Consider the following 21,972-nt stretch of genomic DNA (forward strand, 5'->3'; position numbering starts at 1 on the left):
TGAAGGCTTCAATAAACATCGCGTTGATATCGCTTTGCACGGCGCATGGTATTGAGGATGTTCTCGGCACCGCCAGCGTCCAGCTGCTTGCTTCGTGCAAGTGCCTGGACAATGGCATCGTGGACATCGTTCGCCATTCCGGCGTCGCCGCAGATGTAAATGTGGGCACCCGCATCGATCCAGGCTACGATGTCGTCGGAGTGCTCCGCGATACGATGCTGCACGTAGACCTTCTCGCTTCCATCGCGCGAAAATGCCGTGTCCAGACGCGTCAGAATGCCATCCGAAAGATATCCTTCGAGTTCCTCACGATAGAGAAAGTCGAATTCCCGGTTCCGCTCACCAAACAGCAGCCAGGCCTTGCCGCGAAGCGTCTCGCAGGATCGTTCCTGGAGGAAACCCCTGAAGGGTGCGATCCCGGTGCCGGGGCCGATCATGATAATCGGTGTCGTTGGTGCAGGCAGCCGAAAATGCTCGTTGGGTTGAATGTATACTTGAACCTGCGAGCCGACGGGTGCGCGCAGGACAAGCTGCCCTGTCGCGACGCCGCGCCGCGCTTCACCTTGCAGTTCGTACTCGACCGGCGCAACCGTCAGGTGGACCTCTCGGGCGGTAACCCGCTGGCTTGACGCGATCGAATAAAGCCTCGGCTGTAGCGGCCGGAGGAGCGAAATGAACTCTTCTGCGCTCACCCCTGTTAGGGGGTACTGGCGGATGACGTCGATCACATGATTGGCATGCATGAAGGCAATCCGCGCCTGATCATCCGATTGCAGCGCTTCGAGCTCAGGTGATGATGCAAGCTTTGACCACCCTTCGATGAAGCGCGGCGTCAACGCACAGATTTCATAGGATTCAGCCAGCGCACTGGCGACCGAAATCATTCGCCCGTTCGAAGGCACCTGTATTGCCGGATCGAAGGACAAGGCCTTCAAAAGAGCATCGACAACGCCATCATCATTATGCGCGATCAATCCAAGCGCGTCGCCCGGTGCATAGGCAGGAGGTTCGTCCACGAACTCAAGCGCGATATGCCGGGTGGCCTTGGTGGATCCCGGCGCTGTCAGTATCCGGTTTTCCGTTACGCACGCGGTAAGCGGTTCGTACCGCGGCGATCGCTCGACCGATCCTGCGATTTCCGCTTCTGCGACAGGCTTTGCAGCTTCCTCGCCGATGAGTTTGGCCAGGACAGAACCACGCCATTGCGCGGCTGTATCCTCGTAATCGACATCACAGTCGACGCGGTCCTGGATACGTACAGCACCTGCCGTAGCCAGCGCGCGGTCGAGCCGCTTGCCAGCCTCGCAGAACTGTTCGTAGGTGGAATCCCCGAGGGCGAGAACCGAATAGCGAATGCCCGACAGATCGGGGCAATCTTCGCTTTCGACCGCTTCGAAGAATTCCTCTGCTGTATAGGGTACTTCACCTTCTCCCGTAGTGCTTGTCACGAACAGCAGCACATCGAGTGTGTCGAGATCCTCTGGATCGAAATCGGCGACATCCTGACAGGTGACTCTAAGGTCGGCGGCCTCGGCTTCGCGCGAGAGCGCACCTGCCACGTCCTCGCTCGCTCCGGTCTCAGTCGCGTAGAGGATGGTTACCAGTTTCGGTCGCTCGGTCGCAGTCGCCATCACAGCTTCCTCGACAAGGGTTTGTGCGCCTGCATCAGCAGACACATCCCGCCCGTCAGCCACGATTGATTGATCGGCCGTCAGCATCGCGACCCCATCGATTCAAACGCGGGAAAGGCGGGCCCGGAATTCATGCCGACGCTTCTTCCGATTCTTCGATGATAAGGAAAACGCTGTCACCTTCGACCTCGACCGGATAGGTCCGGACCGGAATCCAAGCCGGCACGCCGGTGACTTCGCCAGTGAGAAAGCTGAAGCGGGAACTGTGCATGGGGCATTCCACGCTCTCGTCGCAAAGATAGCCTTCGCTGAGTGATTCATCCTCGTGCGTGCAGCGATCGTCGATCGCGCGGAACCCGTGCTCTTCCAGGTGGGCAACGCAGATCGTCCGGCCTGCCGCCTCGATCTTGGTCATTTCGCCAACCGGCAGCTCGCTTGCCTTGAGTACTTCAACCCTGCTCATGCCACTTTACTCCAATTGTCCAGGATCACCGGGAAAGAAACGAATGTCGGGATCTGGTCACGTGGATCATCCGAATGCTTGAGAGGCAGCGTCTGGACCTGCTGATCGGGATCGCGCCGGATACCCGCACGGAACAGGCCCTGAACCATGCGCAAATGGCTACCGCTCTTACCGTCATTGCCGAGCACGGTACGCAAACCCAGGCATTGGTGCGGGCCTGTGGCGAATGCGAGCCCATAGCGATTGATGCCTTCGGGAATTGTCCGGTCCGGGTTGAACTGGTTTGAGTCACCCCCGAACACGTCAGAGTCCCGGCCGGCTCGCGCAATGTAGGCATGGATTTCGTCGCCCGCCTTGATGGCGACTTCCTCGGCATCGACATCGTCGACGGCAAGTCGCGTAAGATAGGGAATGAAAGGTGCGCGCAAGCGCAGCGTTTCCTGGAGCGCATTCGAGACGAATTCCATGTCTTCGATGCGCTGGCGATCCTCGGGATGTTCCTCGAACCAGCCGATGAGATAGTCGACCGTCGACATGACGGCCTGCGCACTCGTACCCGTGGTTGCGACGAAAAACAGGATGGCTTCCTTGACCCCGGTTTCTTCGTCGGCATAATCCTCGACTGCTTCGGTTGCGATCATGTGCAGCAGATTGAGCGGCACCTCGTCTTCAGACAGATTTCCGGCTTTGACCTGTGCCAGCTGGCTCTTCGCAAACTCGAGTGACGGCTTGTAGAATTCCTCTACGAATACCTTCCGTGCTTCGAGCCCCGCATTGGTCACTTCTTCGCGATTTTCGAAATGGGCCGCGCTCAGGCCACCGAAGATGGGCAGCGCACAGCCGCGCAAGCGCGCCATGCCTTCCTCGGACTCGACGCCCTGGATACCGATGATCTTGGCCGCAAATTCGAGGAAGATGAGCTCGACTACGCCCGCCAAATCGATGCTGAAGGTGCCATCGGCATTTTCTTCTGCCTTGCGCCCCATCCAGCGCTGGACTGCCGGGAGGATGATTTCCTCGCGGTAATGTACGAGCTGCTCTGGCCGCACCAGTTGGTTTAGGAGCCGGCGACGCTTGCGGTGTGCATCGCCCTTGCTCATGGCAAGGTTACCCTCCTGAAACGCCTTGACGTTGATGGCCCCCAATTCGTCCGGGTGGAGGTAATTGTCTGCGGAGACGTTTGCATCTTCTTCGACGGCCTTGGACCGCAACACCTTCTGCAGAACATCGAGCTTTTCAATTTCGACGCGCGAAAAAGGGCATTGTCCGGCTTGCGCCGATGAATCGGATGCCATTTAAGTTCTCCTCTGCCTGTAAGAGCCTGTCTTCAAAAGTAGTTGGGAGATATCAGCTGGTTGCGCTTGACGCGCTGGTGCATCGCTGATTCCGGGGTTTCGCCAGAAACGACCGAGGAATAAGCGATGTGGACCGATACCTCCCGGCAGCAGCATAGCCGCCCGGGTCTACGTTATCCAAGCGATTTGCGCGATGCCGAGTGGGCCTTGATCGAGCCTCTGTTGCCGCCCGCGAAACCTGGCGGCAGGCCGCGCTGCGCCGACCTGCGCGAGGTGATGAACGCGATCCTCTATCTGGCAACAAGCGGTTGCCAATGGCGGATGCTGCCCAAGGATTTCCCTCCGCTCTCGACGGTTCAACGCTATTTCTATGCCTGGCGCGACAGCGGCCTATGGCAGACGATCAATCACCTGCTGGTGATGGCTGCGCGCCAGATCGAAGGGCGCGAGGCCAGCCCCAGCGCCGGGGTGATCGATAGCCAGAGCGTCAAGACCACCGAGAGTGGCGGCCCACGGGGCTACGATGCGGGCAAGAAGATCATGGGACGCAAGCGTCACATCATCACCGATACGCTCGGACTGATGTTGTTCGTCACCATCCACGCTGCCAGCATTCAGGATCGCGACGGGGCGGTCGATCTCATCAAGGCAATCCGCTACCGCTTCCCGTGGCTGCGCCACCTCTTCGCCGATGGGGGCTACGCAGGCGACAAGCTCATCGGCGCGCTTCAAGGGCATGGGCAATGGACGCTCGAGATCGTGCGCCGCTGCGACACCGCCAGGGGCTTTGTTCTGCTCCCGCGCCGCTGGGTGGTCGAGCGCACCTTCGCCTGGCTCGGCAGATGTCGACGGCTCGCAAAGGACTGGGAAAGAACTATCGAAAGTTCCACCGCATGGACTACCATCGCCCACATCCGCCGCCTCACCCGCCTCATCGCAAGCCACTGCCAGATCGCATAAACTTCTGAGTCAGGCTCTAAGGACCAGTCGCCAGGGCGATGCCTCACCTTGTATTGGACTAAACATAGAGGCTGGTCCGACCTTCGTATGTCACCGATAGTGGGGACCGCCTCAAAGCTCGTCAGAGCGCTGACCATCCCCCGTCGACCGGCAGGAAGATGCCAGTCACGAAGGCTGCTTCCGGCGACGACAGGAACATGACGGCGTTCGCGATATCTCGTGTTGACGCGAGCCGCTTCATTGGATGCATGTTTGCAATTGCTTGACGCGCTGCAACCTCCGCATCGGCATCGAGACCGGAGAGGCTCTGCTTCATCATGCCCGTGGGTGTCCCACCTGGAGCAACACAGTTGATGCGAATATTCTGCTCGGCATATTCGATGGCAGCGTTTTTGGACATTCCCAGAACAGCCGCCTTGCTGGCCACGTATGCGGTTTGCTGCGCCATCGAATGAACGCTTAGAAACGATGCGGTATTGACGATCGCGCCGCCGGAATCCTGCTGCAGCATCAACTGGATCTGTTCACGCATGCAAAGCCACACGCCCATCACGTTGATCCGTAACACCCGCTCGAATTCGTCCACGGGGATGTCGGCGGCCAGGCTGGAAGACTGGGTGATCCCAGCATTGTTGAAGGCTATGTCGAGGCGGCCGTTGATGGAATGAGCTTCCTTGACGGCTGAACGAACCGAGTTCTCATCGCCAACATCCGCGACGATGGGATGAAACCTACGCTCGCCATCTCCCAGCATATTGCCGGTTGAGGTCAACCCGCCTTCGGACAAGTCTATGCCCGCCACAGTCGCACCTTCGGCAATGAATGCGGCGGCCGCCTCTTGGCCGATCCCGCTGCCGGCGCCCGTGATCATTACAGTTTTTCCGTCGAAGCGCATCTTTGTCGGTTCCTTTCCCAAATTCGTCGTGCTCGGACCTGGTGCACTCACAGCGCAATTCACCGCCCCAGAAGTCGTCGGTCGGCCAACCAGCCCTCGGTAAGGTCTATGGCTCTGCTCAAATGATCTGGCTGGCCGACGTAGTAGTGAGTGGCCCCATCTATCCGATGGTACTGCTTGTCCACGGTGCCTGCGGCCTTGAAGACTGACTGGCAATGATAGCTTGGCACTGCATCGTCAGCCGAGTTTTCGATCAGCAGCAACGGAGCGGATATCTGCTCCGCGCATTTGATCCCATCGGCATTGGTGTCGTCGATAGACCATTGCGAGAGCCAGCTGCGTAGGGTCGAGAAGCGCGCGAGCCCAACGGGGCCGGAATTCACCGTTTCGGGATCGCCCAGATAGCACCATCCGATCGGGCGATCATTGGGGTCGAGCGCAGGATCGAGGAACCGGGGGTCTGCAAGGGTGCGGTGCGTGACGAAACCACGCTCCTTCTCTTTTCCTCCAGCATTGCGGAGTCGTTCGAGCGTGTCCTTCACATTAGCCGTGATCTTGCGCACGCGCGCCAGTTGCGCGCCCCGGTAGCGCTCCAGGAAAGCGGTGTCGAATGGCGGATTTACCTGGTCTCCGTAGATGTCCAGCGACTGGTCACGCGTATCAGGATCGTCTTCATCGATGACGGAAGGATCTATGACATCGAGCAGGAGTTGCGCGCGGGAACTGTGTGCCGCCTGGAAAACTACTGCATCAGCCGGAATCAGCCGCGCCCCTGCGAGGTCTATGGGATCCCCGGCAGGCGTCCCCGTTATGGAAGGATTTTCGGCCTGAGACTGATAGAACAGCGAAAGGGAACCACCGCCGCTCCATCCGACGAGCACCACATGCTTGTAGCCAAGCACTTCCTTGGCGTGCCGGATATACGCGCCCAGATCGAGCAAAACCTTTTCGAGAATGCAGGCGGTATCGTTCCTTGCATAACGGCTGCCTGCACAAAGGACGTGCGCGCCGCGATGCGCAGCTTCGCGCGGAACCGGAAGCAATTGCAGGGTCGAAGCGGGATGCATGTAGACCTGCAGCGTGTCGCTCGGCTGGTCGCGCGGTCGAATCAAAATTCCTTCGACGTTCACCGCGCCTTGGTTTCCAGCAAAGCCATATGTTTCGGTGAAGGCCTGGCTCTCGTCATAGGCGAGATGAAGCCATTCGAATTCCAGTTCGAAGCGCTGCGGCATTTCGTTTTATCCCCTCACACTTTGAGGCAGGGTCCGCGCGAAACTTGCCCGTTAACCTCTTCAAGTCTATGCTTTACCGAACAGCCGCGTCTGCCGATGTCCCCTGCGCGCGGGACGGAACCGGAAATGACGGCTGAATTGGAGAGAAAACATGCCTTTTTGGACCCAATTGTCCGAGACGAAGCTCATGCAATTGGAGTCGGAGTTTCCGAAACTGATCATGTCGATCGGTCAAAAGTCTTTCGGCGCCCACCTGCTTCGCCTTCTTAACGCAACTTGCGGAGCGGAACACGCATCAGTCTTTAATCTCACTAAAGACGATCTCGTAGAAATTACGGCAGTGAGTATCGACGGCTCGGACACGGCGCACCGCCAAGTGGAAATCTACCTGAAGGAGGGCCTGTGGCGCAAAGATCCTTCTCTCGACGAGGCGCGACAACAACTGCGTATCGAGGATGCCGCGGTTGTTCGGACCGATGTAGAGCACCTATCAAACCCGACCTTACGAGATCTGGTCTATGGTGAGCCTCATGTTCAGGACCGACTTCTGATCTGCGCACGGAATGGTGACAACATTTTGGGATTAAGTGTCCTCCGAACATCAAAGAAAGGTCCCTTCACCTCAGAGGATGTGGAATCGATCCGGTCAATTTCCAATTCGATTTTCGCGGTCGTCGCGAAGCACATCAACCTGTCCTGGGATGGACCCGATGTCTCGGTGGCGCTCACCTCGCTTGAGGAAATTGAAGCTTGCATCGAGGAATGCGCAAGCGAACTGCCTCGGCGGGAGGCGCAGGTATCGGCTCGTATCATATTCGGCATGACCACGACGGGGATCGGCCTGGAGCTTGAGATCAGTGACGAGACAGTCATGACCTATCGCAAGCGTTCGTATCAGCGATTGGAGATCGCAACACAGCGCGAGCTTCTTCTCTGGTACCTCGAGCTTTGGAGTAAGTGGCAAAACCGATCGACGCGCGAGTGTGATCTTACGCTGTCCAATTCTGACAGGGACCGAGACAGGAGGCTGCCCCGCGCGAGCACCGGTATCACGTCTCGCAAGACGATAGGCTCGCAGGTAAGCGCGGCGGCCTAGAACCGGCAGCAATTCAGCTTGGCTCGCGACGACAGACTGGCCTTCGGCGAAGCTAGATAGCCTTTTCGATCAACGCGCTCGCTTGATGTCGTTGATGACGTTCGTCATCGATTGGACGATGTCTGAACCCATCTCGATCGCGCGCTGCTTGCCGTCTTTCCACGCTTTGAGATGCGCGATGCCCTTCTCCGAATGATTGTTCCAGTCGGGATCGGTAGGATAAGTGATTTCCAGCCTGATCCCGTTCGGATCCTTGAAATACACACTGTAGATGAGGCCATCGTGATCGGTTGGTCCTACAACCTCCAGGCCCTTTGACGTCAGCCAATCGAACCACTCGTCGACTTCCTCCCGACTCTCAGCCTGAAGCGCGATATGATCGAATATCTCGTATGCCGGGTGCGAGACGGCGGGTCGCTCTGGCAGTCCCGGAGCTTCGAAGAACGCAATTGTCGACCCGTCCTTCATGCGAAAGAAGATATGAAAGTAGGGAAATTCGTCGCCGGTCGAAGGCACCGAATTGCCGACCACGGTACTCGCGAGGTCCATCCCCATGACGTTCATGTAGAAGTCAGCGGTGGCCTCGACATCATGCGTCACCCACGCTGCGTGGTTGAGCATGAGCGGAGTTAGCTTTGTCGACTGGGTTTCGTGGACGGTCATTTCAAACACTCCCCGCATTGGATAGATTGAGGAATTAGACTATCGGCGCCAGAAACTATGTCCCCAGCGATTGGGACAGCTGCGCAGAGGCTACTCAACGCCTAGTAATATTGGCGGCAATTCGCGGCAGTTGGCCTGCTGCCAGGCCAACAAGGTGGACCGAAGGCTCAACGTTTCGGCGATCTCGTCACGCCCTTCGATCAAAGCGCGCTTCCGTCCTTCGGCGATATCGAAGGGCAGCTCGATACCGCCGCCGTAGGTCACCGTCTGACCAATCAGATCGACCCGTACCCGCGCCCGCCCAGCATCTGCCACTGTTTCTCGAAGCGCAGATATTTCAGGAACGGCAAGAACGATCGGCAAAATGCCATTCTTGAAGCAGTTGTTGTAAAAGATTTCGGCAAAGCTTTCGGCTATGATGCAACGAATTCCGAAATCCAGCAGGGCCCATGGCGCATGCTCCCTGCTCGAGCCGCACCCGAAGTTTGCCCCTGCCACGAGAATGCCCGCATTGCCCCATGGCACACGGTTGAGAACGAAGTCGGGATTGAGTGAACCGTCGGCACGATATCGCATTCTCGCAAACAGGGCACGGCCGAGACCCTTGCGCTCGACGGTCTTCAGAAACTCTCCGGGAAGTATCTTGTCGGTGTCGATATTGTCGATAGGTATGGGAGCCGCAGTCGCTTCAAGGCGTTCGAAACGGGTCATCGCTCAAGCTTTCTGGGATCAGCGATCTTGCCCGACAGCGCACTTGCGGCCGCGACCGCGGGCGAGACAAGATGGGTACGTCCGCCGGTGCCCTGGCGGCCTTCGAAATTGCGGTTCGAGGTGGAGGCACACCGTTCGCCAGGCGCCAGTCGATCCGGATTCATGCCAAGACACATCGAGCAGCCAGCTTCCCGCCACTCAAACCCCGCCTCCAGGAAAACGAGATCGAGTCCCAGATCTTCTGCCTGCAGGCGGACCTGGCCGGAACCCGGTACGATCAGGGCGCGCACGCCGCTGGCGACCTTTTTTCCACGCACGATTTCCGCTGCTGCGGCCAAGTCCTCCAGCCGCCCATTCGTACAGCTGCCAATGAAAACAACGTCTATCGGGAGGCCCTCGATTGCCTGTCCCGGCGCGAGACCCATGTAATCGAGCATCGCGTGTAGTTGCGGCTTCTGCTGTTCTGGAAAGTCTTCAGGATCGGGAACCACACCATTGATAGGTACGACCGCATCAGGGCTTGTTCCCCATGTGACCATGGGCGCCACATCGCGGGCGTCGATGATGACGGTCTTGTCGAATTTCGCCGAAGCGTCAGATCGCAGCGCACCCCATCTTTCGACTGCTGCGTCGAATTCTTCACCTTGCGCAACATTCGGGCGGCCATGCAACCAATCAAAAGTCTTTCGGTCCGGCGCAATCATGCCTGCGCGAGCACCTGCTTCGATGGTGAGATTACATAACGTCATTCGCCCGGCCATATCGAGCGCTTCGACAGCAGCTCCGGCATATTCGACGACGTATCCGGTGCCGCCTGCGGTCCCGAGTGTACCGATCACATGAAGAGCAAGATCCTTTGCCGAGGCGCCCGCGCATAGGGCGTTGTCGATCCGAACAAGCATCGTTTTTGACGGCCTCTGACGCAGGGTTTGCGTAGCAAGTACGTGCTCAACTTCACTGGTTCCGATCCCGAATGCCAAAGCGCCAAATGCTCCATGGGTCGATGTATGGCTGTCTCCACAAACGATAGTCATGCCGGGTTGGGTCAGGCCAAGCTCCGGTCCGACGACATGCACGATGCCCTGCCGCGCGCTGCGTAAGGGAATGTAGGGGACTTTAAACTGCTCGACATTGCGCTCCAGCGTTTCGACCTGGAGCCGGCTGGCCGGGTCTTCAATCGGTCCGTCACGGTTATCGGTGGGCACATTGTGGTCAGCCACTGCGATCGTCAGCTCAGGATGTGCGACGGTCCGGTCTTGCATGCGCAAGCCCTCGAATGCCTGGGGGCTAGTAACTTCGTTCACGAGGTGCCGGTCGATGTGAAGAAGCCACGTCCCGTCGTCCATCTCCAGAATGGCATGAGCATCCCAGATTTTTTCGTACATCGTCCGGGGCGGCATCACACCGCCTCCGTCAATTTTGCGCGCAGGGCATTGCGCACTCGCCCACCGGTTGCCGCGCCCGGTATGCGCTCGGCCTGCAATGATGCAGTCAAGAGGCGATCAAGATCAATCCCGGTTTCGACCCCCATCGCATCTAGCGTCCAGACGAGATCCTCGGTTGCAACATTTCCGGTTGCTCCCGGAGCGAATGGACAGCCGCCGAGGCCGGCGAACGCTGAATCGATCACCGTCACACCTTCCCCCATAGCCGCGAGTGCATTCGCCACCCCCAGTCCATATGTATCGTGACCATGGAAAGCCCATCCGCCGACTTGCGGGATTTCGGAGACCGCGCGGGCAAACAATGCAGAGACCCTGTCTGGGGTGACCCGCCCGGTCGTGTCGCAAAGGGCGATTTCGGCTGCAGGTGTAATCTCCGACAATCGCGCGAGGATTTGCAGAACCGCGTCCTGTGCTACCGGCCCGTCAAAGGGACAGTCGAAGGATGTAGCCAAATTGATCCTGACCTTCACTTCGGACGGCAATTCGCTGACCAGCAGCGCAAACTCCTCGACCGATTCTTCTGGAGTACGACGCACATTGCTCTGGTTGTGCGCCGGCGATGCGGACATCACGAAGGCAATATGCCCGGCACCGGCCTGGAGCGCCCGCTCGGCTTGACGGTTGGTAGGAACCAGCATCTGGACATCAAGATCTGCGTATCTGGCGCAGTGCGCGAGAATTTCGGGCGCGTCGGCCATCTGCGGAACCGCGCTGGTACTGACAAAGGCGCCCGCCTCCATCCGCCTGATGCCTGCTGCATAGAGGCGATCGATGAATTCGAACTTTTGCTCGGTCGGAATAAAGTCCTTGATCGGTTGGAAACCGTCACGAGGTCCGACCTCGACAATCTGGATTTTACGCATTGTCACTTGAGCACTCCGCTCTGCTGTAATTGCGCGATCTTCCCGGCATCATAGCCAAGCAGTTCGCGCACGATCCGCACGCCGTCGGCACCGGTCTCGGGGCCGGTATTGCGCACGCTCCCAGGTGCGCCGGGAAAATGCGGCACGATTCCCGGATGCAGGACATCGCCGAACCGGGGATCAGCGACCTCCCGCACCATTCCGCGCGCACGGTATTGTTCGTCGGTCGCGATATCTTCCGCAGTGTACACTTTTGACGAAGGTATGCCCGCCGATTCCAGCGAATAGAGCAGCTGCTGCGTATCGAGCGACTGCGACCACCCGGTAATGATCCGATCGAGTTCCGATGCGTTCGCGACCCGTTCGGCATTGCCCGCGAAGCGTTCGTCCCCGATCAAGTCCCTGCGTTCCATCAGTTCTGCAAGGGCCGCGAATAACGGCTCCGAGTTCGCCGCGATCAGGACGAACTCGCCTTGCTTAGAGGGATATGCGTTGGAGGGTGCCGCCGTGGCGATGGCCCCTCCGGTCGGCTGCTTTATCCGTCCAAGCGCGCCAAATTCAGGGAGCATCCCCTCCATCAGGCTCAAAACGCTCTCCGTCAGCGCGACATCGACGGTCTGATACCGTTGATCACTCCCCCTGCGCTCGCGCCGCCACAGCGCTGAGACGATGCCCAGCGCTGCATAAAGACCGGCGAGCGAGTCGCCGACGCTGATGCCTACCCGGACTGGCGGAAGATCGGATGTACCGGGCGGGTGGTCGGTCAGATAGCGCAGCCCCCCAACGGCCTCGCCAATGACGCCGAACGCGGCACGATCCTTACCGGGACCCGTTTGCCCATACCCAGAGATATGGGCGACGATAAGATCGCGATTGCCTTCACGCAGAACATCCGGACCCAGACCCATTTTCGTGAGCTGACCGGGGCGGAAATTCTCGACCACGACATCGCATTTCTGCGCAAGATCGATAGCGATCCTTCGACCTTCCTCGGACTTTAGATCGAGAGCGATGCTTTGCTTGTTGCGACCGTGGACCGACCACCAGAGGGATTTGCCATCGACCTGGGCACCCCACTGCCGGACCGGGTCGCCACGCAGAGGTTCGATCTTTACGACCTCAGCCCCGAGATCGGCTAGCAAGCGGGTACAGAACGGCGCGGCCACGAAGTGGCCGATCTCAAGCACTCTGACCCCGTCAAGAACGCCTGGCAGGGTTGCGGACTCGCTCACGAGGCAGCGTCCTGCGCTTCCCTCGTCAGACGGTCGTAGCGCTCGACGCGGGCGGGATCGACCACTAGCGGGCGTTCATAGGAAGGATCGCTTGTATCGCGGCTCGCCTGCTGCCCCGTTTCGGCCACAGCAAATTCATGAGGCGCGATGCAGTCGAAGTTTGGGGCTCCCTCCGGCGTCTTGCTTCCTTCGATCGTATTGATCGATGGTGCGACCCAGTCGACGATATATTTGCGATGCGCGATGGCCCATTTGCCTTCGCGCTTCTCCATCCGGTCGATGTAGCGACCGCCGATTGAACTGAACGGGGCGCCTGTCGTGTTCATTGCCGAGTAGGAGAGATAGGTTTCGCAATGGGCGGTTTCACCGTCAATTTCCACATGATGATTGCCGATCATGTGCTGGGTCGCGCTCTGATATTGGCCGTGCAGGTTCTTGACCCAGTCCCAGAACGCGTCGGGTGGCCCGACAAAACTGCCGTGATCGTCCATCGCATCGGGGTGATAAGCCGACATAACCATGTCCCGATCAAGTCGATCGCACCCGCGGCAATAGCGCACCACGACGTCATAGATTTCCTGGCGATCCATGAGATAGGTCAGCTTCGCTTCCATCTCTTCTATCGTCATGCTCATATACCACTCTCCATGTTCCAGCCGGCCGCGTGTCTGATCCGATCAAGCAATCGGTGCAGCTTCAAGGCGTCGGCAAAATCCGGCACGCTGGCGGCACCGGTCCTCAGGTCTTTGGAAACTGCGTGATAGGCATGCGCCACGCTATCGGCGTGACTGTCCTCCGCAGTCGTGCACTGGCGATAGATCGGGGGAATTTGGAGCGGCCGCAGCTCTTCCTCGCCCTGCCCGCCGCTTATATCAAGATGACCGTATTGCAGGTGACCGCTGCCGGACTCGATCAGGAGCGCTCCGGAATCACCGGAAATTTCCCAACGCAGATTGCCTGCAGGAGACTCTCGGCCGGTATAGTGCAGCGAAGCGACCGCGCCCGATTGAAGGGTGCCCGATACGACCACCTCATCCGGTCCATTGGCTGCGATTGTCTCCCCGGTGTCGGTGAGTTTTACCTGAGGAAACTGCACCGCCATTGTCGCGTCGAGTTCCGCGAATTCGCCAAGAACCCACGTGAAACCGTCGATCATATGGCCGAAGGGGATCGTGAAGAGAGTAGCCCCGAGACTGTCATCGAGCGTGTAGGCAAGCGAAGCGAGCGCTTGGCCGCTCCAGGGAAACCCGCCGGAGCCCGTCACTCGGGTCGAAATGACCCTGCCGACATACCCTTCCTCCACGAGATCGCGGATATAGCGCAAGGCCGGAGAGCTGCGGGCCTGCAAGCCGACGAAGTGCCGCACGCCTGACTGGCGCGCAGCGTCCAGCATCTCCTCCGCCTCAGCCGTGTTGCGGCCTAGCGGCCATTCGCAATAGACATCCTTTCGGCAATCAAGCGCCTTCTGAACTAGATCACGGTGCTCCGGCACTTTCACGGCCACGACCACCAGCTCGACATCTCCGCTTGAGGCCAGGACCAGCGCATCGCTAGTCGCCATCGAGACTGCGTGCGCCTTTGCGGCAGCTTCAGCGGATTTGCCCGAACTCGCCGAGAGAGCAACAACGTCGAATTTGGCGGGCATCGAGCGCAGTGCGGGAAGATGAGCCAGGCTCGCCCACCCTCCGTTTGCGCTCAATCCGATAATGCCGACGCCGCAGCTATGCGGCGCAGCACCTTCGGCGGCTGGCTCCTCGTCAGCCATTCAACCCGCCTGTTTCGCACCGAGCGTGAACTGCACGTGCAGGCTTTCGAGAGCATGGACCTGGAAATTCGCCATCCACTGCGGCGCAGGGTGCTTTTCGGACAGTCGCAGATCCTTCAGGCGCTCCAGCAGGCGCCGGATCGCAACCCTCATTTCCATGCGCGCAAGCTGGTTGCCGACGCAAAAATGGATACCGCGGCCGAAGGCGAGGTGATTGCGGACACCTTTACGATCAATGTCGATGGTTTCGGGGCACTCCCATTTGGCCTTGTCGTAGTTGCCCGCGAGATAGCTCACCGCGATGATCGTATCCTTCGGGACCGGGAAACCGCCAATTTCCGTGTCTTGAGTGGTGTAGCGGTACTGCTGAGGCACAGGGGCATGCGCACGCAGCATCTCTTCGATGACGGCTGGAACAGCCTTTTCCTCGGTCATCACGCGCTCTTTCAGGGCGGGGTCCTTAAGGATCATCCACATTGCGCTTGTGATGCCGGTCGTGGTCGTTTCGTTTCCGGCCACAAGGATAAGTTGCGCTACCATCAATAGCTGCCCCATGGTGAGGCGTTCGCCGTCGACATCGGCATGGACCAGCCGTGAAATCAGATTGTCGCTGGGATTGGCCTCATAGTAACGCGCCCGCTCGGCGAGGTAATTCTGCATGTCGATCATGCGATCAGTCAGCATGAGCTCGCGATCCGGCGGGCAGTTCGGATCGTTGCGATCCACCCAGGCGTTCGACCAGAGTTTGAATTGCTCGTAGTCCTTGCGATCGACCCCCAGCTGATCCGAGATAATATACATCGGGAGATGGACTGCGAAACCGGCGCTGAGGTCAGTTTCGCCATCCTCGATGAAGCCGTCGATCAGGTCATCGATGATCGCCAGCGCATAGGGTTCGAGCTGCTTGGTGTAGCTTGGCGTGAAGACCTTATCGACAAGCGCGCGATGTAGCGTGTGCTCGGGCGGGTCGGCGAATGCCAGAACATGCTCTTCCGGCCATCCCCGCTCCTTGTATCGCCGGGCGACTTCTTCGGAAACCGAGGTTTTCCGGTTGATCATGATTGGCGTGCGGCTGGAAAAAATATCCGGATTGCTGTTGACGAAATTGATGTCCTCATAGCGACTTACCCAGACCATGCCGGTGCCCTCGTCGCGATAGACCGGAGCCTCCTCGAGCAGGCGGTTGAGGTGCGGAATAGGGCAGCGCTGCACCTCAGGGGACGCCCAGGTCCCAAAATCCTTCGCTGAAGATGTCATATTCCGCTCCTCTTGCTCGGCCGCCGAATTTCAAATCGCCACTTAGGGTAACGGCGGGTTCGGTCGTGCTTTGGAGCAAGAGCTAACAGACCATGCCAATCACTTCAGTCACCGAAGGGCGGGACAAGATCGGGGCATCTTCTAAAGCGGCGCAGACCGATAGATGTCGAGAATGACGTCGTCGATTTCGCGATCGGAAGAGTTCTTTGCCAGGTTCAGCATGTATCTTGCATCATCGCCAATGGGATAGCGCGTCGAAGGCGGATTTTCGCGCAAGGCCTCGATTACCCCTGCCGCGGCCGCCTCCGGCGACGAGTATGTACCGTTGGCGAGCGCTTCATCGGCGCGATACTTCATCTGACGGTAGAGATCGCCATATCGTTCCGCCTGATCGGCTGACAGGTTGGCAATCGTGTGGCCGAGGTCCTCCTGGGTTCGCCGCATCATTGGCGTGTCGAGCGCACCCGGCTGGATCAGCACGATCTCGACCCCCCAGCCCTGAGCTTCCTGACGCAGGACATCGGTAAGGCCCTCAAGAGCGAATTTCGACGCGACATAGGCGGCCATAACCGGGGTCGCCACCTTGCCGGAATAAGAACCAGTCAGGACCAGCCTGCCCCTCGCTTTGCGAAGATGCGGTATGGTCGCCTGGTAGATGGCGAGCGCTGCGGTACAGTTGATCTCGATTGTGCGTCGAAATTCTTCGATGGCGACCATTTCAGCGGGAGCGCATGGCGCAACCGCAGAGCAGACAACAACCGCATCAACCCGTGACAGCTGACTGGAAAGAGCCGCAATCCTTTCCTTAACCGCGACGGCATCGGAAAGATCGAGAGCCTCGACAGCCTCGCAGGACGGGTAATCCGCAAGAAAGGGATCGATAGCGGCCCGGCGCGACACTGTAGCTGTGAGCGCATAGCCGGTATCAAGCAGCGCTCGCGCAACTGCCCTTCCCATACCGCCATTCGCACCTATCAGCAATGCTGCAGGCTTGGCACTCACAGGCCTTCCCTGACCAGGGCAAGCGTTTCATGATCCTCGACTGCCGTCGAGACCCGCAGCAAAGCTACTGCGAGCGTATCCCAGCCATAGCTGAGCGGTGGGCAGGTGAGCCAGCCAATATAGAGGGTCCACAGCGCGGCACGGCGATGCTCGTGCCACAGCATGTCCATATCGGGCGGACTGACGAGGCCATTGGCGACAAGACAATCTCGATAATGCTCCAGCAAGTCTCGCTCGTGCACACGACGCTGGGAGACTGAGAGGGACGTGTTGATGATGTATGTGACATCGTGCAGGGCAAATCCCTTCACGCACAGCTGCCAGTCATGGAGTCCTACCGTGCCATCGGGCATCAGATAGGTGTTCCCGATGTGCAAGTCACCGTGCAGCAAGGTTTGGTGCAACTTCGATTGATGCAGCTTGTTCGCGCACATGCCCGCGAAAAGTTCACGCTCGCTGGTGCCCAAGCGCTCGAGAATTTCCCGCTTGAACTTGTGCTGCTCAAGTTCGCTTGCGATGCCCTTTTCCGGGATCACGCTGCGCATATGAGCTTCGACGCGCCCGGACAGGTGCGTCTCGACCCAGGCAAGATCATCCTGGAATCGCTCGCTTTCCCAGAATTGCGCATGCAACCCTGCGACAGTGGAGAGTATCCGTTTGACATGGTCGAGCGCGATATCGTCCTGGTTGCTCGGGAACCGCGCCCCCCTTCTGGTGACGTCTTCCATCGCCAGGATGTATCGTCCGGTGGCCTCGTCGAAATACCCGCCAAGTGCGAGCGGCGCTTCCAGTGAGAGTTCGGGACGAATGCGATTGTAGAAATCGACCTCGTTGGCGAACAACCCGGTCAGATTGCAAAACCACGCATCGGTTCCCTCGACGCGCGGATCGAACGACAGCTTCAGGACAATGTCCTTCGGCAGCTCGCGCTCGGTGTCGGAATAGGTCAATCGGGCGGTGGCCCGGGATGAGGTGGAAACATCACCCTCCCCGTATTCGTGTGCCCGGACGATTTCGACAGCAGTGACCAGCGCTTCGGGGTAACGCCGGCGCACGATCCCTGTCATGAGTTCTGGCGTGATATCGAAAGGAGAAAGAGGGATCTCCATCGTTATTCGAAAAGGTCTGCAAGCAGGTCGAGGCTTGTCGCCAACAAGTCGTAGCGACTTTTCTCAAAATCCTTTGCTTCGCCAGGCTGAAGCGGGGTGTCATAGGTCAGCGTTCGCACGACGAGAGTGGTATCATCAGCCGTTACCGGATGGAGTTTCATCGCCCCCCTTACGTTGTAAACCGGCAATGGCAGGTCTCCGATGACATCGTATTCTTGGAAGAATCCGCGATCGTCCTGTGTCGTGAGGATTTCGTCGAAAAACGAACCGTCGCCATAGGTGACTCGGCGCTGGGTACCGATGGTCAGACCGGTGCCGCCCGTAACGGTTATTTCGGGATGGTGTTCGATCCAGCGAGAATGGGATTCGAAATCACGAATAGCACCCCAAACTTTCGACACTGGTGCCTTGATCACCCTGCTTGCGGTCACTTTCGGCATTGGTTGAGGTCCTTAATCCGTACAATTTTCAAGAGGCGGTCATCCCGCCATCTACGACAAGGGAAGAGCCTGTGATGAACGAGGCCTCGTCGCTTGCGAGAAACGATACGACGGCAGCAATTTCTTCGGGTCTGGCAAAGCGTTTCAAGGCGTGCTTGTCGGCCCATGCCTTGTACGTTCCTTCGTCCATGAACGATTCCGCCAAGGGCGTAAGCACCCCGCCGGGACAGATCGCGTTGATCCTGATCCCATGCGCTCCGTATTCCAGCGCCGCCCCACGTGTCATACCGATCAAACCCGCTTTGGCCGCGGAATAGACTGACAAGTTTTCGAAGCCGATGAGCGCACCGACCGAAGACATGTTGATGATCGATCCCGAACTCTCCGCAACCATTGATGGCAGGACCGCCTTCATCGTCGACCAGCAAGAACGCAGGTTGACGTCCATGACACGCTGGTAATTCTCCTGGTCGCCATCGGCGAGCAAAGCGAGTTGGCCGTCGATGCCCGCGTTATTGGCTAGTACATCGATCCGGTTCAAGCGATCGAGCGCCGAGCGGACGAAGCGTTCTACTTGTGCGTCATCGGCGACGTCGGCAATTTCGGCGAATGCACAGTCGCCAAGTTCATCTGAAAGGTCGTGAACCTTTTCGGAAATATCGACGCAGACAACGATTGCGCCTTCATCGGCGAACCGTCTGGCCGTCGCTTCCCCGATGCCGCTCGCAGCACCCGTGATGATCGCCACCCGTCCTTCAAGGCGTCGGTCGGATGGCATCATCCGGTGGTCCAGCCCCCGTCCACCGCATATGCGCTGCCGGTGACAAAGCTGGCGTCGTCGGATAGAAGGAACGCGATGACCGAAGCCACTTCTCCCGGCTCTCCGGGCCGTGGGACCGGCAATGTCTGCGCAAACTGGAGAATCGGCGCGAAAGCGTCGTCATCACCGTCCGGCCGCACCATGGGCGTATCGATCAAACCCGGGTGAACCGAGTTCACCCGGATGCTGTCTGCAGCCAAGTCGAGTGCCGCGACTTTGGTCATCCCGGTTACGGCGAACTTGCTACCGACGTAGCCAATCGCACCCTGAACGGCCTTCAGTCCGGCAACCGATGACACATTTACGATCGAACCCCCACCCGCCTTGCGCATGGAAGGAACAACCGCCTTCATACCCAGAAAGCAAGCCAGCTGATTGACTTCGAATATCCGGCGGAATGACTGCTCGTCGACCTGGTCGAGTGGAGCCGGTACGGCTGCTGTCCCAGCGCAGTTTACCAATCCGGTGACTGCACCTGCAATATTTTCGAATTTGGTGACGATGTCCCGCCACTCGCCTTCCTTTGTGACATCATGCCGGAAGAACGATGCCCCTTTGCCGAGCTGCACCGCGAGTTCGCTACCCTGATCTTCGGAAAGATCGGTAATTGCAACCGTCGCGCCAGCCTTGATCGCTGCGCGAGCGGTTGCGGCTCCGATCCCGCTCGCTCCGCCGGTCACAATGATGTTCTGGCCTGTAAGGTTCTGCATATGCCCACCTTTTCCGCTGACAGGTGTCGGACCTTCGGCGGGGTACGAACCTCGCACCCCGCCGAGCCCCTGTCGTCAACTCAATATCGGAAGCTGAAGGATGCGCCGAATGTCCGGGGTTCACCCGTAAAGCGGACGGCACCGTCTCCGGCAGAAGCGACCGAGTTCCAGTAGTATTCGTCGGTCAGGTTCCTGCCATAGATGCTGAGCCTCCAGCCATTGTCGGAAATCAGCCCAACGCGGGCATCAAGTAGCGTGTAGGACGGCATCGCAAAACTTGCCGGCTCGCCAAGATCAGCGAAGGTGTCATCCCGATATGTGACGCTGCCGCCAATGAACGGTCGGATAGTGCCGCTGGTCTGGAACTCGTACTCGGCATCGAGATTGGCCGACCACGGTGGAGCGTAGCTGAATTCCTTGCCAGAATAATCGAGTGGCTGGCCGGCGAAATCGAAACCAACGAAGTTTTTGACCTCTGTATCGATGTAGGTCGCCCCGCCCGTGATTCGGAGTCCGTCAATCGGCTCTGCAGTAATGTCGAATTCAATGCCATCCACCGTCGACTCAGGAATATTGACAAGTGTGGCTGTCACTAGCGCACCCTGAAGGACCGGGAGGAACCCGAAGAACTGTTTGTCCTTATAGTCGTAATGGAACGCTGCCGCATTGAGCTGAACCCTGCCATCGGCCAAAGTGAGCTTTGCGCCAGCTTCATACGACGTCAGCTCCTCCTGTGTGACAGGCTGGATGACCGAATTGAAGAGGTTGACGATAACCGGAAAAGTACCGGCCTTGTAGCCTCTGCTGACTGCCCCGTAGAGAAGCACCTGGTCCGAGGGCTCGTAGCTGACGATCCCGCGCCATGCGACGTTATCTTCCTTCTGGGTTTGATCTGCGAAGACTGGAAGGAACGAGAAATTGGGGGGGCCGTCATCAATGGTAATACACCCGCCCGATACGTAGGCTGCCGCCAAAGGCGGATCGATGCCCGAAACGATCGCCTGGCTGATCGCCCGGATGCCCGGCGTGCCCCCGCCATCGAACGTACAACCGAAGATCGATTGTTCGGTGTCGGTGTAGCGCGCACCCGCACTCAGCGTGAGACCATCGACAATCTCGAAATCGACATTACCAAAGACGGCGAGAGCTTTCTGCGTAAGGTCGTACCGCCATTCGGCCGGCGAGTTGGGCGGAAAGCCTGTATATCCGATATACTCGTTCGCTACGCCTTCCGTGATGTCATCGTCGGCATAGCTGCCACCGATCACGAAGTTGACCCGACCATCAGCCAATTCGCCGGCTAGCCGAACTTCCTGGTTGATCGACTCGATATCGGCTTTTGAAAGGGCCGGCTGCATTGGAACTGCCGTGCCGTCCTGATCGTGCGGAGAGCGAAAACGCGTGTCGATATAGTTCGTTATCGACGTGAAAGTCAGGCTATCGGTAATTTCATAGTCGGCGCGCAAGATCGCCTGAACGGTATTGCTGTCCGCACGCGTATCGTAACCCAAGTCGAAATCAGCGTCGCGCGCGTCGTTGGGCTCGTTTCCGACATAACTGAGGAACGGACCTGCGGCAGGAGCTGCCGGGTTGACCGGAGTGAACAGGAATGCCTGCGCCTGCTGCTGCTCGCTCTTATCGTAAGAAGCATTGACGTTCAGCGCGACCGTCAGGCGATCTGTCGGAGTCCAGTCGAGGAGCAGCCTGCCTGCGAGTTTGTTCTGATCGCCGTTTTTCTGGTCGTTGAGAAAATACCCGCGCTGCCAGCCACCAAATTGTGTGGTTTGTGCAGCCACACGCGCACGAAGCGTGTCGCTCAAAGGTCCGCTGACATATGCCTCGGCGTTTGTTTCACCCCAATGGTTTACATCGACCCGGAAACCCGCCTCGAGGGAATAAGTAGGTTTCGCCGCGATTACGTTGATCGATCCACCGGTCGCGTTCTGTCCAAACAGCGTTCCCTGCGGCCCCTTGAGCACTTCAACACGCTCGACATCGAGGAACAGCGCCTGACCCATGATCGGATAGGGAATCGAGGCTTCGTCAATGTAGGAACTGACGGTTGGAGGCGCCGATGCCTGGAAAGAGTTGAAGTTGACGCCGCGAAGCGAAAAGACCGGCGGACCGAAGACCGAAGTGGATGCGGTAAAACCGGGAACGACAGCTCCCAGGTCGGTTGCATCGATCACACCGGAAGCCTGAAGGGTTTCTGCGGTAGCCGCAACGACCGAAACCGGCACGTCACTCAATCTTTCTTCGCGCTTTTGAGCGGTCACGATGATTTCGAGACCAGTGCTCTCTTCAGCAGCTGGTTGCTCGTCGGACACATCCTGACCAAACGCAGCGACCGGAAAAGTTACCAAGCCCCCTGCCAGAACGGTCC

At 58.6% G+C, this 21,972-nt stretch carries 21 protein-coding genes; 2 read left to right on the top strand and 19 right to left on the bottom strand.

Annotated elements, in window-relative coordinates:
* Positions 1-8 precede the first annotated feature (8 nt).
* From VO57_012260 to VO57_012270, 3 genes are read right to left on the bottom strand one after another with little or no spacing between them, the layout of a single operon-like run.
* Positions 9-1,718, bottom strand: a complete 1,710-nt coding sequence (locus VO57_012260) for a flavodoxin domain-containing protein (GenBank protein ID XBL68902.1) — start codon at positions 1,716-1,718, stop codon at positions 9-11.
* A 43-nt stretch (positions 1,719-1,761) separates the two neighbouring features.
* The gene (locus VO57_012265; protein ID XBL68903.1) at positions 1,762-2,046 is read right to left on the bottom strand and encodes a Rieske 2Fe-2S domain-containing protein; all 285 of its coding nucleotides are present in this window, start codon (positions 2,044-2,046) and stop codon (positions 1,762-1,764) included.
* Between the two features lie 44 nt (positions 2,047-2,090).
* A complete protein-coding gene (locus VO57_012270) occupies positions 2,091-3,389 on the bottom strand; it encodes a cytochrome P450 (GenBank protein ID XBL68904.1) in 1,299 nt (432 codons plus the stop codon).
* A gap of 126 nt (positions 3,390-3,515) precedes the next feature.
* Here VO57_012270 and VO57_012275 point away from each other — a divergent pair, with 126 nt between their 5' ends.
* The gene (locus tag VO57_012275) at positions 3,516-4,349 is read left to right on the top strand and encodes an IS5 family transposase (GenBank protein ID XBL68905.1); all 834 of its coding nucleotides are present in this window, start codon (positions 3,516-3,518) and stop codon (positions 4,347-4,349) included.
* A 121-nt stretch (positions 4,350-4,470) separates the two neighbouring features.
* Here the strand turns inward: VO57_012275 and VO57_012280 are convergent, their stop codons facing one another.
* Together VO57_012280 and VO57_012285 are read right to left on the bottom strand one after the other, a co-directional pair.
* Positions 4,471-5,244, bottom strand: a complete 774-nt coding sequence (locus tag VO57_012280; GenBank protein XBL68906.1) for an SDR family oxidoreductase — start codon at positions 5,242-5,244, stop codon at positions 4,471-4,473.
* Between the two features lie 59 nt (positions 5,245-5,303).
* Entirely contained in the window at positions 5,304-6,476 is a 1,173-nt protein-coding gene (locus tag VO57_012285; protein XBL68907.1) for an alpha/beta fold hydrolase, read from the bottom strand.
* A 151-nt stretch (positions 6,477-6,627) separates the two neighbouring features.
* On the opposite strand from VO57_012285, the gene VO57_012290 reads away from it, so the two are divergent.
* Positions 6,628-7,572: a LuxR C-terminal-related transcriptional regulator gene (locus VO57_012290; GenBank protein ID XBL68908.1), complete on the top strand. Its 945-nt coding sequence runs from the start codon at positions 6,628-6,630 to the stop codon at positions 7,570-7,572.
* Between the two features lie 69 nt (positions 7,573-7,641).
* Here VO57_012290 and VO57_012295 read toward each other — a convergent pair whose 3' ends face one another.
* The 14 genes from VO57_012295 to VO57_012360 form a co-directional block, all read right to left on the bottom strand.
* The gene (locus tag VO57_012295; protein ID XBL68909.1) at positions 7,642-8,235 is read right to left on the bottom strand and encodes a VOC family protein; all 594 of its coding nucleotides are present in this window, start codon (positions 8,233-8,235) and stop codon (positions 7,642-7,644) included.
* Between the two features lie 90 nt (positions 8,236-8,325).
* Positions 8,326-8,946 carry a 3-isopropylmalate dehydratase small subunit gene (gene leuD / locus VO57_012300; GenBank protein XBL68910.1) on the bottom strand — a complete coding sequence of 207 codons (621 nt, stop codon included), beginning with the start codon at positions 8,944-8,946 and terminating at the stop codon, positions 8,326-8,328.
* Positions 8,943-10,331, bottom strand: coding sequence for a 3-isopropylmalate dehydratase large subunit (leuC, locus tag VO57_012305; GenBank protein ID XBL68911.1), 1,389 nt, complete (start codon positions 10,329-10,331; stop codon positions 8,943-8,945). Before leuC ends, leuD begins: the two co-directional genes overlap by 4 nt.
* A 14-nt stretch (positions 10,332-10,345) precedes the next feature.
* Entirely contained in the window at positions 10,346-11,254 is a 909-nt protein-coding gene (locus tag VO57_012310) for a hydroxymethylglutaryl-CoA lyase (protein ID XBL68912.1), read from the bottom strand.
* A gap of 2 nt (positions 11,255-11,256) precedes the next feature.
* Positions 11,257-12,486: a CoA transferase gene (locus tag VO57_012315; protein XBL68913.1), complete on the bottom strand. Its 1,230-nt coding sequence runs from the start codon at positions 12,484-12,486 to the stop codon at positions 11,257-11,259.
* On the bottom strand, positions 12,483-13,121 hold the full coding sequence (locus VO57_012320) for a nuclear transport factor 2 family protein (protein ID XBL68914.1): 639 nt from the start codon (positions 13,119-13,121) through the stop codon (positions 12,483-12,485). Before VO57_012320 ends, VO57_012315 begins: the two co-directional genes overlap by 4 nt.
* Complete coding sequence (locus VO57_012325) at positions 13,118-14,251, bottom strand: Gfo/Idh/MocA family oxidoreductase (GenBank protein XBL68915.1); 1,134 nt, start codon at positions 14,249-14,251, stop codon at positions 13,118-13,120. Before VO57_012325 ends, VO57_012320 begins: the two co-directional genes overlap by 4 nt.
* On the bottom strand, positions 14,252-15,508 hold the full coding sequence (locus tag VO57_012330; protein XBL68916.1) for a cytochrome P450: 1,257 nt from the start codon (positions 15,506-15,508) through the stop codon (positions 14,252-14,254). It abuts the gene before it with no gap.
* A gap of 141 nt (positions 15,509-15,649) precedes the next feature.
* On the bottom strand, positions 15,650-16,510 hold the full coding sequence (locus VO57_012335; GenBank protein XBL68917.1) for an SDR family NAD(P)-dependent oxidoreductase: 861 nt from the start codon (positions 16,508-16,510) through the stop codon (positions 15,650-15,652).
* A complete protein-coding gene (locus VO57_012340) occupies positions 16,507-17,619 on the bottom strand; it encodes a phosphotransferase (GenBank protein ID XBL68918.1) in 1,113 nt (370 codons plus the stop codon). Before VO57_012340 ends, VO57_012335 begins: the two co-directional genes overlap by 4 nt.
* 2 nt (positions 17,620-17,621) lie before the next feature.
* Positions 17,622-18,059, bottom strand: coding sequence for an SRPBCC family protein (locus VO57_012345; protein ID XBL68919.1), 438 nt, complete (start codon positions 18,057-18,059; stop codon positions 17,622-17,624).
* 28 nt (positions 18,060-18,087) lie between these two features.
* Positions 18,088-18,840 (bottom strand): SDR family oxidoreductase, encoded by a 753-nt coding sequence (locus VO57_012350; GenBank protein ID XBL68920.1) that lies wholly within the window; start codon positions 18,838-18,840, stop codon positions 18,088-18,090.
* Entirely contained in the window at positions 18,837-19,589 is a 753-nt protein-coding gene (locus tag VO57_012355) for a glucose 1-dehydrogenase (GenBank protein ID XBL68921.1), read from the bottom strand. The genes VO57_012350 and VO57_012355 overlap by 4 nt, the downstream gene beginning before the upstream one ends.
* A gap of 80 nt (positions 19,590-19,669) precedes the next feature.
* Complete coding sequence (locus tag VO57_012360) at positions 19,670-21,916, bottom strand: TonB-dependent receptor (protein ID XBL68922.1); 2,247 nt, start codon at positions 21,914-21,916, stop codon at positions 19,670-19,672.
* Positions 21,917-21,972: the final 56 nt, after the last annotated feature.

The organism is Citromicrobium bathyomarinum, from assembly GCA_001306305.2.
Taxonomy (GTDB): Bacteria; Pseudomonadota; Alphaproteobacteria; order Sphingomonadales; family Sphingomonadaceae; genus Alteriqipengyuania; species Alteriqipengyuania bathyomarina.